Source organism: Bacillus sp. A015, from assembly GCF_053851875.1.
On record NZ_JBSPZB010000013.1, the window covers coordinates 49849 to 65056 of the forward strand.

15 protein-coding genes are annotated in these 15208 nt (G+C 44.2%); 5 read left to right on the forward strand and 10 right to left on the reverse strand.

Annotated features, from left to right (window positions below; genetic code table 11):
* Window positions 1-25: 25 nt before the first annotated feature.
* Entirely contained in the window at window positions 26-337 is a 312-nt protein-coding gene (locus ACSLGF_RS12225; RefSeq protein ID WP_456005779.1) for an ArsR/SmtB family transcription factor, read from the reverse strand.
* A gap of 198 nt (window positions 338-535) precedes the next feature.
* Between ACSLGF_RS12225 and ACSLGF_RS12230 the strand changes: the two genes are divergently transcribed.
* From ACSLGF_RS12230 to ACSLGF_RS12245, 4 genes are all read left to right on the forward strand, one after another.
* Window positions 536-1402 carry a TetR/AcrR family transcriptional regulator gene (locus tag ACSLGF_RS12230; protein WP_456005782.1) on the forward strand — a complete coding sequence of 289 codons (867 nt, stop codon included), beginning with the start codon at window positions 536-538 and terminating at the stop codon, window positions 1400-1402.
* Between the two features lie 16 nt (window positions 1403-1418).
* On the forward strand, window positions 1419-2852 hold the full coding sequence (locus tag ACSLGF_RS12235) for an MDR family MFS transporter (protein WP_456005784.1): 1434 nt from the start codon (window positions 1419-1421) through the stop codon (window positions 2850-2852).
* A gap of 174 nt (window positions 2853-3026) precedes the next feature.
* Entirely contained in the window at window positions 3027-4403 is a 1377-nt protein-coding gene (locus tag ACSLGF_RS12240) for an aspartate kinase (RefSeq protein ID WP_456005787.1), read from the forward strand.
* Between the two features lie 162 nt (window positions 4404-4565).
* Window positions 4566-5411, forward strand: coding sequence for a GAF domain-containing protein (locus ACSLGF_RS12245; protein ID WP_456005790.1), 846 nt, complete (start codon window positions 4566-4568; stop codon window positions 5409-5411).
* Between the two features lie 36 nt (window positions 5412-5447).
* On the opposite strand, the gene ACSLGF_RS12250 is transcribed toward ACSLGF_RS12245, so the two are convergent.
* Window positions 5448-6875, reverse strand: coding sequence for an ATP-binding protein (locus ACSLGF_RS12250; protein WP_456005792.1), 1428 nt, complete (start codon window positions 6873-6875; stop codon window positions 5448-5450).
* Window positions 6865-7557 (reverse strand): winged helix-turn-helix domain-containing protein, encoded by a 693-nt coding sequence (locus tag ACSLGF_RS12255; protein WP_456005795.1) that lies wholly within the window; start codon window positions 7555-7557, stop codon window positions 6865-6867. The genes ACSLGF_RS12250 and ACSLGF_RS12255 overlap by 11 nt, the downstream gene beginning before the upstream one ends.
* A gap of 219 nt (window positions 7558-7776) precedes the next feature.
* Between ACSLGF_RS12255 and ACSLGF_RS12260 the strand changes: the two genes are divergently transcribed.
* A complete protein-coding gene (locus tag ACSLGF_RS12260) occupies window positions 7777-8229 on the forward strand; it encodes an SMI1/KNR4 family protein (RefSeq protein ID WP_456005798.1) in 453 nt (150 codons plus the stop codon).
* A gap of 251 nt (window positions 8230-8480) precedes the next feature.
* Here the strand turns inward: ACSLGF_RS12260 and ACSLGF_RS12265 are convergent, their stop codons facing one another.
* The 7 genes from ACSLGF_RS12265 to ACSLGF_RS12295 are packed head-to-tail and all read right to left on the reverse strand — an operon-like array spanning window position 8481 to window position 15119.
* Window positions 8481-9815 carry an MmgE/PrpD family protein gene (locus ACSLGF_RS12265; protein ID WP_456005801.1) on the reverse strand — a complete coding sequence of 445 codons (1335 nt, stop codon included), beginning with the start codon at window positions 9813-9815 and terminating at the stop codon, window positions 8481-8483.
* Window positions 9806-10963: an amidohydrolase gene (locus tag ACSLGF_RS12270; RefSeq protein ID WP_456005803.1), complete on the reverse strand. Its 1158-nt coding sequence runs from the start codon at window positions 10961-10963 to the stop codon at window positions 9806-9808. Before ACSLGF_RS12270 ends, ACSLGF_RS12265 begins: the two co-directional genes overlap by 10 nt.
* 34 nt (window positions 10964-10997) lie before the next feature.
* Window positions 10998-11744 (reverse strand): amino acid ABC transporter ATP-binding protein, encoded by a 747-nt coding sequence (locus ACSLGF_RS12275; RefSeq protein WP_456005806.1) that lies wholly within the window; start codon window positions 11742-11744, stop codon window positions 10998-11000.
* A 12-nt stretch (window positions 11745-11756) separates the two neighbouring features.
* Window positions 11757-12431, reverse strand: a complete 675-nt coding sequence (locus ACSLGF_RS12280; RefSeq protein ID WP_099726059.1) for an amino acid ABC transporter permease — start codon at window positions 12429-12431, stop codon at window positions 11757-11759.
* A 24-nt stretch (window positions 12432-12455) separates the two neighbouring features.
* Entirely contained in the window at window positions 12456-13250 is a 795-nt protein-coding gene (locus ACSLGF_RS12285) for a transporter substrate-binding domain-containing protein (protein WP_456005808.1), read from the reverse strand.
* A gap of 22 nt (window positions 13251-13272) precedes the next feature.
* The gene (locus tag ACSLGF_RS12290; protein WP_456005810.1) at window positions 13273-13776 is read right to left on the reverse strand and encodes a GNAT family N-acetyltransferase; all 504 of its coding nucleotides are present in this window, start codon (window positions 13774-13776) and stop codon (window positions 13273-13275) included.
* Between the two features lie 17 nt (window positions 13777-13793).
* Window positions 13794-15119, reverse strand: coding sequence for an LLM class flavin-dependent oxidoreductase (locus ACSLGF_RS12295; RefSeq protein WP_456005812.1), 1326 nt, complete (start codon window positions 15117-15119; stop codon window positions 13794-13796).
* Between the last annotated feature and the right edge of the window lie 89 nt (window positions 15120-15208).

The following is a 15208-nucleotide window of genomic DNA, read 5'->3' on the forward strand; positions in this document are numbered from 1 at the left end:
CAGCTGCTCTTCATAGACAGCTGACTTACCACCGCTCTTTATCTACAGCTAAAATCGATGACACAAGTCCAGGAAAAGCGGTCTCGATGTCTTCTTTTCTTAGAGAATAGTAGCGGTGCTTCCCGTCAATTCTCACTTTCACGACGCCTGCCTCCCTCAGCACTTTGAAGTGATGGGAAAGCGTGGATTTGGCAATGTTCATATCATACGTGCCGCATGTCCTCTCCCCCGCTTCTGCTAAGCAGCGGACAATTTCTAATCGGACAGGGTCAGCTAATGCTTGCAGCACAGAAATCAGTGTCATGTCTTCTTGGGTTGGATGGATTGGATTATTCATATGATAAATGTATCGTATTTCTTTATAACATACAATCTCATTCCTAAATAGAACGATCAAATACCTGTCATACAGATAGGTATTTTTTAAAGTTCGTTTTCTTGAAATAAGCCATTGGTTTTGTTATTATGTCAAAAGTGACCACTCGGTTTCCATTGTGACCACATGGTTTTGCCGATTCGGAAAGGACTTAAGAAAATGAAAGAAAAGCAAGAAGAGATTTTGCGGGTTTCGAAAAAATTGTTTTCACAAAAAGGCTATATGAGTGTCTCCATGCAGTCGATTGCTGATGCCTGTAAAATATCAAAAGCGTCTATTTATAAACTGTTTGATTCAAAGGAAGAGCTTCTATTAGAACTGATTAAATATAATCAGCGCAAGATGAGGGAGATTTCTCACCTCATTCATTCAGAAACGACGCTGTCCAAAAAGGAAAAATTCACAAAGAAGATTAAGCTTGAGCTTGAAGAGTTTAAAGAGAATCATAAATTTTTGAATATGTTGTCCTTCGAGGCATTTTCTCAGCATTCCCCCATTGTCAAAAAGCATTTGCGTGAAACACGCTCTATTATCATGCAGCGGCACAGAGATATTATTTTAAGCACATATGGCGAAACTGTTGCTCCTTATGTCTGGGATCTTGTGATTGTCCTCAATGGATTAATGAGAGAAGTCATCTTAATGCTGGCGATTGAGCATAAGAACATTCAATTAGAAAATGCTGCCGAGATGATCATCGGTGTGATGGACCGTGTATCGAAAAAGCCTTGCTCCATTGAGCCTGTGTTAACAGATGAGCTGATGGACTCTTATCTGCTTTCCTCGCAGGACGAATATGATGAAGAAAAACATGTCATTACGTACTTAACGAAGATCAAGCAGGAGCTTCATGCACTATCAAACGGAGAAGAGAAGGACGATCTCCTCTCTGCATTTGAGCTGCTGAATCAAGAATTATCAAAGGATCAACCGAGAACCTTTTTAATCAGCTCATTGCTCGATTATTTAGGCAAATACAGCGTTTTATCTCAAAACGTGTCACAGCTGAAAAGCATCATTTTATAGATAAAGAAGGGATAACATGAACCAATCAACAACATCGTATCATCGACCTGTGATTGTTGGGATTTTTCTCGTCGGGGCATTCGTAGCGATTTTAAACCAAACACTGCTCATTCCAGCGATCCCACATATCATGGAGGAATTCAATATTGATGTCAGCAAAGGACAATGGCTGACAACAGCCTTTATGCTGACAAACGGGATTCTCATCCCGGTTACCGCCTTTTTAATAGAGAAATTTTCGAGCCGTGCCTTAGTTTTAACGGCTCTTAGCATTTTTACAGCAGGTACGATTCTTGCTGCGTTTGCAACAAATTTCCCTGTGTTACTTGCAGCGCGTATTGTACAGGCAGCCGGCGCAGGGATTTTAATGCCGCTGATGCAAACGATCTTTTTGACCATTTTCCCGAAAGAAAAACGCGGGCAGGCCATGGGCATGGTCGGACTTGTCATTTCGTTCGCACCAGCGCTTGGGCCAACACTTGGCGGCTGGATTGTCGATTCCTTTAGTTGGAAATTCTTGTTTTATATTGTTCTGCCAATCGGTATCATTGATCTCATTCTTGCTTATTTCTTAATGAAAAATGTCACGCAGCAAAGAGAGACACGTATTGATGTCTTATCCGTCATCCTGTCGTCCTTCGGTTTCGGCGGTTTACTGTACGGGTTTTCTAGTGTCGGATCATATGGATGGACGAGTGCACCTGTCCTCATTTCGCTGATTGTCGGCGCCGTGAGCTTATTCCTCTTTATCCTGCGTCAGTCGAATTTGGAAAGACCGATGCTTGAGTTTGGTGTATTTAAGTTTGCGGTCTTTAGCTTAACAACCTTCCTCGGCATGCTCGTCTTTGCTTTACTGATTGGAACTGAGACCATTCTGCCGCTCTATACGCAGAATGTCAGAGGATTGTCTGCGCTTGATACAGGGCTCATCTTATTGCCGGGTGCTCTCTTTATGGGATTGCTATCACCGATTATCGGACGGATTTTTGATAAAGTCGGCGGAAGAGGGCTGGCAATAGGCGGGTTTACGATATTAACTGTCACCTCCCTGCCATTTATGATGCTTAGCCTTGATTCTTCGATTGCTCTCATTACGGTGGCCTACACGCTTCGCTTAATCGGAGTTGGGATGATCATGATGCCGCTGACAACAGCAGGTATTAACTCTTTACCACCGCAGCTTATCCCGCATGGGACAGCGATGAATAACACGATGAGACAAATGGGCGGCTCTATTGGGACGGCTGTGCTTGTCTCCATTATGAGCAGCTCTGCTGCAAATGCAGAAATAGCTAATCCATTGAAATCAGCCGTTCATGGCATGAATACGTCATTTATCGTTTCTGGTCTGATTGCGGTCGTTGGACTCGTCCTCGCCTTTTTCTTAAAGGAAAAACGTGAGGACAAAGTGATGAAACAGGAGCTATCTTCCTCCTCATCTTCTTCATAAGAAAAAGGGCTCGGCATATTGCCGGCTCTTTTTTCATATAATCCCTCTATATCGTCCTCCCTGAAAATACATTTGTTTTTCTAGTGAAGAAAAACCTTGATCATTTGAAGAAAAGAGTTGATAATAGGAACTATTCAATTTGTGAGAAAATTTTTACTATAGGAGATGTATGCATTGAAGGTCGTTAAATTTGGTGGCAGTTCTCTTGCATCTGGCAAGCAGCTGCAAAAGGTATTTGACATTGTAACAGCAGATCCAGCTCGAAAAGCAGTCGTTGTTTCCGCACCAGGAAAACGGCATTCAACGGATACGAAGGTCACCGATCTATTAATTAGCTGTGGTGAACAATATTTACGTTTAGGTGAAGCACATGATTTACAGGAAGCCGTCATCGAGCGGTATGCCTCGATTGCTGATGAACTAGGTTTAGGTCATCACATTATTGACACCATCCGGCACGACCTAGACGCATTATTACAGGCTGATTCGTCTCATCCTGAGCGTTATCTTGATGCTATCAAAGCAAGTGGTGAAGATAATAACGCGAAGCTGATTGCCGCCTATTTCCGCCATCAAGGTGTCGAGGCCCACTATGTGAATCCAAAGGAAGCTGGTTTATTTGTGAGCGACGAGCCTGGCCAAGCGCAAGTCCTCCCGGAATCATATGATCATTTGTACAAATTAAGAGAACGCTCTGGCATCATTGTATTCCCTGGGTTTTTTGGCTTCAGTCTAGCGGGTGATATCGTCACCTTTTCTCGAAGCGGATCAGATATTACCGGCTCCATTTTGGCAAACGGGCTAAAGGCAGATGTGTATGAAAACTTTACAGATGTGGATGCTGTCTACGCCGTCAATCCAACGATCGTTCACGAGCCAAAGGAGATCACTGAGCTGACGTATCGGGAAATGCGCGAACTGTCCTATGCTGGTTTTTCTGTGTTCCATGATGAAGCGCTCATTCCAGCTTTCCGGGCAGGCATCCCTGTTCAAATTAAAAACACCAATAATCCAGCAGCCAAAGGCACAAAAATCGTGAGTCAGCGGGATCATACGAATGGACCTGTTGTTGGCATCGCCTCAGATCATGGATTTTGCAGCATTTATATCAGTAAATATTTGATGAACCGAGAAGTCGGCTTTGGACGTAAGGTGCTGCAAACATTAGAGGAATATGGCCTTACTTATGAGCATGTTCCCTCAGGCATTGATGATATGACCATTATTTTAAGGCAGGATCAACTGGAGGAGCAGCATATTGAACAAGAGCTGTTAGACCGCCTGAAGCTCGTGCTTGATGCTGATGAGGTCACTTTAGAGCGGAATCTCTCCCTCATTATGGTCGTAGGAGAAGCGATGCGTCATAATGTTGGCACAACAGCAAGAGCGGCAAAGGCACTGTCAAAAGCCAAGGTCAATATTGAAATGATCAACCAAGGCTCTTCAGAGGTCAGCATGATGTTTGGCGTCAAAGCGGCTCAAGAAAAAGAAGCCGTTCAGGCCTTGTATGAGGAATTTTTCTCTATGTCTACTGTACCTGTCTCCATTTAATTAGCAGACTGTCAGATCTCCGGATCGGCAGTCTTTTTGATCTCGCACGATTCAAGCTGATTTGCGCATTAAAGTATATCTATTCCTCGTTTGATTTTGTATGATAGAGACAAATCAACTATCGTTCCGGCCTTTGATCGGAGCTACAAGGAGTCCTAATCCATGCCTCGTCAACAACTATTAAAACAGTTTCGCAATTTTCATGATGCTTCTACAAGTATTTTAAACATGATGAGTCAATTCATTGATGTGAATACACTGTTTATTGCTAAAAACGATCAAAACACCAATCAGATTGTAAAGGTGCTAAATCATGACGAGCAGCTTCTTGAAGAAGGGGAAGAACTTCCTTACGAAAAGACATTTTGCAAGCTGGCGGTCGATTATCAGGATACACTGGTGATCCCTGATATTTCATTGGATGACCGTTCTAAATACTTAGAGGTCACGAAACGGCTTCAAGGCGGCTCGTTCATTGGGGTTCCCATTGATTTTACAGATGGCACGAACTACGGAACGATTTGTGGACTTGATCTAAGGGTGCAGCAGTTTACAGAAGAGCATGTGTATATGTTTGAAACGATGGCTTCTTTATTAAGCTACGTCCTTGAACTCGACCGTGCCAACCGGCAGATTCAGCAATTATCTGTACCGATCGTACCAGTTGTTGACGGTGTCGCCGTGCTCCCTCTTCTTGGTGATATCGAAGAGACACGTGCTCAGCATATTTTAGAAACCATTTTACAGGAAAGCTACAGGCTGTCGCTCTCTCATCTGGTCATCGATGTATCGGGAACAAAACGCCTGAATGAACAAAGCATTCAATATTTGGTCAGCTATGCGCAAACGCTGAGACTTTTAGGGATTTCGGCTGTATTAACAGGTGTTAAGCAAGACCTTACTTTAAGTGCGATTCAGTCTAATATTTCATTTAAAGATATCACCATTCGTAAAGATTTACCGCAAGCGCTAGCTCATATCGGCTTAACGTTTACCAAAAATGAATAAGTGATGATCCGTCAAAAGGGCTAAAACGATTTTGTTTTAGCCCTTTTCTTCTGGAAACGGCAGTCGAATGGTAAATGTTGTTCCTTTGTTTTTTTCACTTTTCATATCGATATGCCCTTCATGCAAGTCCACAAGCTGCTTCACAATGGACAAACCCAGTCCGTATTCTCCATACGGTGTATTCGTTCTGGAGATATCCGCTTTATAAAAACGTTCCCATATGTGTTTGACTTCGTCTGGCGCAATGCCAATGCCCGTGTCTTCAATTTCAATGACCGTCTCTTGATTCTCTTGTTTCCCTCTTAAGGAAATATGGCCGCCTTCTGTGAATTGAATGGCGTTCTTTGTGATATTGACAAGGATTTGAATGAGCCGGTCATAATCTGCGTATACCTTTTGTTCAGGATCAACGTCTACGATCAGCTGATTGTTTTTCTCTTCAGCGATTCGGCTCAGCTGCTCTTTGATCACTTCAAACGTATCAATGAGTGGATAGTGAAATTTTTGAAGGGTAATTTGATTCGATCTGATTTTCTCATAATCCATATTCTCATTGACGAGGCGCAGCATTCGTTTTGTCTCGTCTGTGATTAAAGCATAGCATTTCTCTTTCTCTTCTGCGGGCACATCCGCTGTATTCAGCCACTCTACCAACCCTCGAATGGTGGTCAGCGGCGTTTTTAATTCGTGAGACACATCAGCGATGAATTGACGTCTCCGCTTTTCAAGCCGGTCAATTTCCTCTCTTGATCGTTGGAGGCGTTCGGCCATCATATTAAAATCCTCACTAAGTGTGCCAATTTCATCAAGGTGTTTGTTTTCAAGGTTGATATTGTAATCGCCTTGTGCAATCTTTTCAGTCGCCTCTCTCAATTTTTTGATTCGGTTCACATGAAATTTAGACAGAAACAGACTGAGAATAAAGGTAATCGTCAGTGCCACAAATACGATGATATACAGATAGCGGTTCATCTGGGCGATGAGCTGTTCAGCTCCTTGAATCGGAGCAATGAGGACGACTCCGCCCTTCAGCTTCCCATCCTCCATGACAGGGAGCGCCACAAGTGATGCCTCTTGATCGAGGCGGCGTGAATCACTCCGTTTCACGATGATTTGCTCTCCTTTTGAGAGCTTGACCCATAAATCCTTTGTCAGCAAAGCTTCATGCGGAGGCATCCCTTGCTGCTGAGACAGAACATCCCCTTTCTCATCAAATACGAAAAAGCGAATTTGTCTTGTCGAGAGAATATCTTCAAATGGGCGCAGACGGAAGATCATCTCGGTTTTAGACAGCTGTTTAAAATTCTGCAAGATTTCATTGCCATAGGAGCTCATTTCATCGACCCTGTTTTGATAGGCAATATCTTTCACAAAATGAGATAAGAGGGTGCTGATAATCATGATGGCGATGAGCAATAACCCAAGGTGGCTAATCAGCAGCTGATAAAAATATTTAATCTTCATCGAACTTATACCCTACGCCCCATACTGTATATAAAAAGGGCTTAGGCCCGTCCCCAATTTTTTGGCGAAGCCGTTTAATATGAACATCAACCGTCCGTTCATCTCCATAAAATTGATATCCCCAAATCTGTTCCAGTAATTGCTCGCGCGAAAACACTTGCCGAGGATGCTGAATAAAAAAGCACAGCAGATCATATTCCTTTGGCGTTAAGTTTTCAATCCGCTCTCCATCCAAAAAGACTTCTCTCGTTTTCTTATCTAATTGAAAATGCGCTGTCTCCAGCCGTTCGTCCTCTTTCACCTTTTCTAGAGTGGATGTATGAGCAAAGCGTCGCTTCACCGCTTTGATTCTTGCCATTAAGGTCAAAGGACTAAAGGGTTTGGTCACATAATCATCTGCTCCAAGATCAAAACCAAGCACCTGATCAGACTCGGTTTCCTTTGCCGTCAGCATAATAATCGGAACATCACTGATCTTGCGCACCTTTTGACAAATGGTCAAACCATCCATCGACGGAAGCATGACATCTAAGATGAGCAAATCCCAATCCTCCTCTTGCTGAAACCGATTCAGTCCTTCTAGTCCATCATGAACGAATTCTGCTTGAAACCCCTCTCTTTGAAAAAACATATCTGTCATTGTACAAACGCTCTGATTGTCTTCAATCATTAATATTTTCATCATCAGCCTCCGCTGTTGCTTGTTTTTCTTTATGTAGCTTTATTTTACATGTTCCTTCTCAAATCTCAATTGGATTCAAACGATTTCATGAACTTATCATGGTTTGGTCATCTTTTATTCATACTTTTTGATGGCGTTGGATGCATCATCCAATAAAATGTTAGAATGGGGGAAAATGAAGAAAATTCCTCGATAAGGCGTTGTAAAAGGTGGCCCAAGATGTTAGTTGAAGATATGATTCTACATTACTTTAAAAAATATCAAGATGAGGACAGTGTCATTTATGGTTCTTTGACTGATGAAGAAGTCTCCTATATTGAAAAAGAATTAAATGTCACGCTTCCCGATAGTTATAAATGGTATATCAAACAGTTTGGAACTGGCGGGATTTTAGGGATTCATATTGAGGGCGGTTCACCTGGTGAAATTGAAGAATCACCTGTCATTGAGGCCACTCGTACTTTTCAAGAACAAGGTCTTCCTGAAGGCTATGTGGTCATAGTGAATCACGGTCCTTATATGATGGTACTAGACACAAACCAAATGAAAGATGGTGAGTGCCCGGTGCTTAATTGGTCTCCATATGAGAATAATACCATTTACGCCAAAGACCACTTCTTTGAATATCTTCTTTGCGAAATCATAGAAGGCATTGACTCTTTTGCAGAATAATAATTGAATCCATTAAAAAAGGCTCATCTCGATTGATGAGCCCTCATATTGTTGACAAAGGGCTAAAATGATCTTTATTTTAGCCCTTTGTCTTCTTGTCAGCGTGATTGAAAACCTTTGCAGTCTAGGAAGGACGAGTACCGGAGCGGAGCGAATTTGAGATTCGTGAGCACCGGCACGCAGACCTGACAAAGAATGCGAGGTTTGTCTACACGCTGAAGGCTCATCTCGATTGATGAGCCTTTTCCTTACTAAGCCAGTAGCTGCAAATAAGAAGAGCCGTTTCCCTCTTCAATTGCCTGTAAAATCCGCTGTGCATGTGATGCGTCTATCACACTGCTTAACTTTTGCATGATGTCTTCTATTGATAATGCGTGTCCGGGTGCTCCCCGCGGAATATCGACCCGCCTGCTGATGGTGGTGCCGTCAGATAAGGAGAGCTTCACAATGGTAAAGCGTCCTTTTGGGACAGCGTCTGGATGGGGGTCTATTGTTTGATCATATCCTCTGCTCACCCGTTTCATCCATGTCCGCATCTCGGGTGAAATGGTTTTTTTCATAAAGGCATCCAGTGATAAAGTGTGTCCAAACACCGCAAGTGCGATGACGTACTCGACACTGAATCGTCCTTCTTCTCCAGTCAAAGGCGTCCGCTCCGTGAGCGCCGCATCTCCGCCAGGCGGAAAAATGACGTCGACCTGTTCAATCTGATCCTGTATGGAAATCTGATCCTTCATCAATGACCGTATAGCATCTGCTGCATGGTGTGCGGCTGAACAGAATGGATAAACTTTGAACCATAATCCCGGCGAAGCAATACGCCACGTAGTGCCATAGCCCTCTAGCAAGCGTCTTTCCGCTAGCTCCTGATCTCCATAGAGTGAAAAGAATCCGTTTTCCCCATCAAGAACTGAATCACTCCCACCAAAACCTGTACAAGCTAAATCCATTGACCACACGGCTGTTTTAGCGGCTATGCCAGCTTGTAATGGTTTCATATCAGTGCCAAATTGCTTCCGTATTCCTGCTGATTGCGCACCAGCAAAGCCGATCGCTTTCGTCAGCTCTTCCCGCGAGACATGTTTCAAATAACCAATGGCACATACTCCCGCAATGGCGCCAAGTGTTCCTGTATTATGCCAGCCCCGCTCATAATGCGCCTTGCCGATGGATTCTCCAAGCCTTGCCATCACTTCGACACCTGTTATGTAGGCGGCTAAAAATCGTTCGCCGTATCCTTTGCCGTCTGTCAGCTGCGAAAGCAAAGCCGGGACGATGACCGCACTCGGATGTCCTCTCACATCTGAATGCACATCATCATAATCAAGGGCATGGATGAGATAGCCGTTTAGCATCGCTGCTGATTGACGGCTGACCTTCTTCCCTTGTCCAATGACCGGAATCTGCGCTGCTCCGCCTTCTTGTTCAACAAGCTGCAACAGCTTCTGAATCCCTTCATCCTCTTTCGCAGCAAGCGCTGCTGCCGCAGCGTCTAATAGACCGTTTTTGGCCATTTGTACGGCCCGCTGATCTTGCAGCGGATCAGCTAAAAGCACAGCCTCTGCCAGCTGTTTCGTTAGTTCCATGATCGTGACTCCAATGCCCGAACCGCAAGCTCGGCAAAGAAGGCAGCGGCAACTGGAAGTGCGTCTTCATTTAACGTAAAGGCAGGGTGATGCCACTCCTCTGTGCCGCTTGTCCCCATCCATACAAAAAAGCCTGGAATTCTCTCTTGATAAAGGGCAAAGTCTTCTCCACCTGGTGACTGCTCTGCCTGAACTACTGTGAGATCAAGCGCACCAGCCGTTTCTTCTACAACCTTTGTCAGGCGCTCATCATTCATCACAGAAGGCAAATATGGATGCCATCTCACTTCTGCCTTTGCGCCAAACCCTTCCGCAATCCCGCTTACGATTTGTTTCATGAGATCTGGAATCATCGCTCTCACTTCTGGCTCAAACGTCCGGACGGTTCCTTCCATTTCGACACGGTCAGGTATCACATTCCATGATGTGCCGCCTTGAATACGTGTAATGCTGACAACCGCATGATCCAAAGAGCTGATGCGGCGGCTGACAATTTGCTGGAGAGCGCTTGTGATCTGCCCGCTGATGGCAATCGGGTCCACCGTGTGATTCGGAATCCCTGCGTGACCGCCTGTTCCTTTAATATCGATTTCAAATCGATCAACACTTGCCATTAATGCTTTTTCTCTGATGCCGATGGTGCCAACTGGCAGGTCAGGTTTGTTGTGCATACCGAAAATTGCATCAACCCCATCTAAAACACCTGCCTCTATGACGTGTTTTGCCCCTTGAGCGACTTCCTCAGCCGGTTGGAACAAAATGCGAACCGTTCCCTTGATCTCGTGTTTACGCTCGTTTAATAAAACGGCCGCACCAAAAATCGAAGCCGTATGGAAATCATGACCGCATGCATGCATTTTGCCCGGTACCTTTGAAGAAAATGGTTCGCCAGATGCTTCTTCAATCGGCAGGGCATCAATATCCGCTCTAAGAGCAATCGTTGATCCCTCTTGTTCCCCTTTGATTTCACAGACAACCCCTGTTTGAAGTGCCGGGACATCAAGTACAGTGATTCCTTCCTCTTCTAACCAGCGGCGCAGTTTCTTTGTCGTATCATATTCTTCAAATGACAATTCTGGATGTTCATGAAGCGCTCGGCGAATGTTGATTAAACGTTTGTTTAAGGCTTCATTTTCGATTGATTTCACTAGTCACTCACCCCTCTAAAGAGTAAAAAGCAGCTTATGCTTCTTCAGCCGCTGCTTCTTTTTGGATAAATCGTTTTGTTCGTTCATTCTTCGTTTTATCAAATAGTTCTGTTGGTGTCCCCTGCTCAATAATATGACCATCCGCCATAAAAATCACATGGTCTGCCACTTCTCTTGCAAACGCCATTTCATGTGTGACGATGATCATAGTCGTTTCTTGAATCGCAATGGATTTAATGACTTGAAGCACGCCTGATACCAGCTCTGGATCTAGTGCTGACGTCGGTTCATCCAGTAAAATGGCGTGAGGATCGACTGCTAATGCACGGGTAATGCCAATCCGCTGCTGCTGTCCGCCAGATAACGTGACCGGATAGCTGTCAGCTTTTTGTTCTAGCCCCACCTGCTTTAATAGCTCCATGCCGATCTCATTCGCCTGCTGTTTCGTCATTTTTTTCGTCACAAGCAGTGATTCTGTAATGTTTTGTAGTGCTGTTTTGTTTTTGAATAAATTATAGCTTTGAAACACCATGGCCGTTTGTTGACGGAGGTGATGTGCTTCTTTACGTGTATATTTGGACGCATTCAGCTTCGCATCGCCAATTTCAATCGTGCCTTCATCTGGCGTTTCTAATAAATTTAAGCAGCGCAGCAAGGTTGATTTACCGGAGCCAGAAGGTCCGATAATGGCCACAACCTGCCCTTTTTGTACATCGAGATTGATTCCGTCTAAGACGACAAGGTCGCCGAATGATTTCTTCAAATTGGTGAGCTTGATCATGTCCACACCTCCTTAATTCCGGTAAGGTTTGCTGATTTTTCGTTCAAATAGGTCTTGCAGGAAGCTATAAATGATGGTCAGCACCCAGTACACAATTCCAACAGCTAAGTAGGTTTCAAAATATTTATAGTTCGCCGATGCAATCATCTTCCCTTGTGCAAACATTTCTGCCACCCCGATGGTAAAGGCAAGAGAGGTTTCTTTTAAAAGACCGATAAAGGTATTTCCCGTCGCTGGAATCGCATTTCTGACTGCCTGCGGGAAAATAATTCTGACGTAAGACTGCCATCTTGTCATGCCGACAGATAAACAAGCCTCAAGCTGTCCTTCATCAACAGAATTGAGTGCCGCTCTGAAAATTTCTGCTAAGTACGCTGAGTTTTTAATACTTAATCCGATAATGACCGCTGTTAAGGCATCCATTGAGGTCATCGCAGGGAATAACTGCGGAAGACCAAAATAAATGAGAAAGAGCTGAACCAAGGTTGGAACCGCTCTGAAGAAAGAAATATACAGCTTGGCAAATTGGTATAGGACAGGTATCCGGTTTTTTGTAATGAGAGCGAATACCACACCAATGATAATGGCAAATACCATGGAGACAATCGCCATGAAGATCGTTATCGGCAAGTATTGAATCAAGGTCGGAAAAACCGTCACCATATACTGCCAATCAATGTTATTCATGTCTGCTGTTCACCGCCGCTGTCTTTATTTTTTAATTGGCACTGTGACATCGTCTTTGAAATATTTCTCAGACAATTTCTTAAGTGTCCCGTCTTCTCTTAATTCTTTGATGGCTTTGTTAAATTCTTCTCTTAGCTTGTCATGCTTTTCATCTTTGGCAAATGGATAGCCCACTTCTTCATACACAATGGGGTTGCCTACGATCTTCAGTGGAAGACCTGTTTTTTCAATCTGAGCAAGTAATACACTGCGTCCGTTGACGTAAGCATCCACGCGGCCATTTGCCACTTCATTTAATACGCCGTCTTGCGTTTCATATGTTTTGATATTGATTTTCTTATCTGGGTCTTTGCTCTCTAGGTTTTTGGCATGGTTTGAGCCAAGAACCGCCGCCACTGTTTTTCCCTTTAAGTCGTCAAGACCTTTGATGTCATTGTTGTCCTTTTTCACGATGATTTGTGTTCCTGCGTAAGCGTACGTATCTGTAAAGTTAAACGTTTGTTTACGCTCATCTGTGATCGCTACTTGGTTTGACACTGTATCCAGCTTGCCAGATGTCAGCTGCCCCATGAGTCCGCTGAATTCACTCAGCTGCCAGTCTAGTTTGTAGCCCAGCTTTTTCGCAATCGCTTCTGTGACTTCAACATCGAAGCCAACAAGCTTGCCATTGTCTTTATAGGCAAACGGATAGCTTTGTCCTGTAGCGCCTACTTTTAACACTTTTTCGTCTTTGCCTTCACTTTGATTGTTGCCGCCGCAAGCTGCTAAAACCGCAAGCATTGCCGCAAATAGAACGACCAGCCACTTTTTGTTTTTCATGTTCGTAAACCCTTCTTTCCTCTTATGGTTGTGTAATATCTGATCTTAATTCTTTTTTAAAATAAACCGTGATATGGCCCTTGCCTAAATCCTTTTCACCTGCTCTGACGTAGCCTTTTCGCTCATACATATCCATGAGCCACGGATGCTTATCTGCTGTACCGAGAGACACATATGGTACCTTCAGTGTATCCCTTAGCACTTCGGCTTCAACCCATTCCAGCAAGGCAGAACCTGTGCCTTTTTTAGCGGCTGGTTCTGAGGCAAACCACCAGATGTGCGGGACGCCGAACGGTCCTGGCTGCTCTCCCCAAGGCATACGGAGTGATAAGGTGGATAAAATCTCCCCGTTTTCTTCCATGACATAGCAAAGATTCTTTTGTACATTTTGCTGAACGAGAGCAAAATCTGCATGTGCTGCCTGGAACTGGATGCCGAGCTCACGAATCGGCTCATAGGCTCTTGTTGTCAGTTCAAGCAGTGCTTCTGTATCTGCCTCTGTTGCCAGACGAAAAGTGTATCCCAACGTTAGTCACCTCATCCTTATGTCGTATAACGATTTTTTGGCTGCGTTAATCCGAGATTTTCTCGTAAGGTTTGTCCTGTGTATTCTGTTTTAAATAAGCCTCTTTCCTGAAGGATCGGGACGACGCGATCTACGAATACATCAAGCCCTTCTGGCAATAATGGCGGCATGATGTTAAAGCCATCTGCTGCTTCCTCAGTGAGCCATGTTTCCATGACATCTGCTAGCTGCTCCGGTGTTCCAATGAAAATATGATGACCGCGAGAGCCAGCAACAGATTGGTAGAGCTGGCGAATGGTCAGGTTGCCGGTTCTCGCCATATTCATCACAAGATCAAAGCGGCTTTTCACCGCATTTGACGTGCTTGGATCAATCTCTGGAAGCGGGCCGTCTAATGGATACTGGGAAAGATCAATACCACCTAAGTAGTTTTGCAAAATGCTTAGACCAATCTCAGGAACAATCAGCTCTTGTAATTCTTCATACTTCGCTTTTGCTGCTTCCTCTGTATCGGCAATGATTGGGAAGATGCCCGGCATGATGCTGACGTCCTCTCTAGCACGTCCAGCAGCCTCTACTTTCCCTTTCAAGCTTTGATAAAATTCCTTCGCCTTATCGAGATCGTTTTGGGCAGTGAAAATAAGCTCAGCTGTTTTAGCTGCAAGCTTTTGACCATCTTTGGAAGACCCTGCTTGAATGATCACCGGCTGTCCTTGCGGCGTACGTGATACGTTGAGCGGGCCCCGTACAGAGAAGAACTCACCCTTGTGCTGTAGCTCATGAAGCTTACTAGACTCGAAGAATTCTCCCGTTTCTTGGTTTCTCACAAGCGCGTCCTCTTCCCAAGAATCCCAAAGACCTTTGACGACCTCTACGAATTCTTCTGCTCGCTCATATCGTTTGTGATGCGCTAAATGCTCTTCTCCGCTAAAATTTTCCGCTGTTTCTTCAATAGAGGAGGTGACAACATTCCATGCTGCTCTGCCGCCTGATAAATGATCAAGTGAGGCAAATTGTCTCGCAATATGGAATGGCTCACTGTATGTAGTGGATGCTGTTGCTGCTAAACCAATTGTAGAGGTAGACTCTGCAATGGACGAAAGCAGTGTGAGCGGTTCAAATCTCGTTAATACGTTCGGATGAGAGGTTTGATTAATAGATAAGCTGTCGGCTAAAAAGAGCAAATCCAGCTTTCCTTCCTCTGCTTTTTTTGCTAATTGTTTAAAGTAATCAAGATTCATAGCTGCATCTGGTACTGCATTCGGATGTCTCCACGAGGCGACATGATGTCCAGTTCCTGCGATGAATACGCCTAGCTTGAGCTTCCTTTTCGGCTGAGACACTTGTTCTTCATCCTTTCTATATCCTGCTGTATCAAACTGAAGTCCTCATAAGATACATTTTTCTGATTGAATTAATCGGTTTTATCAAT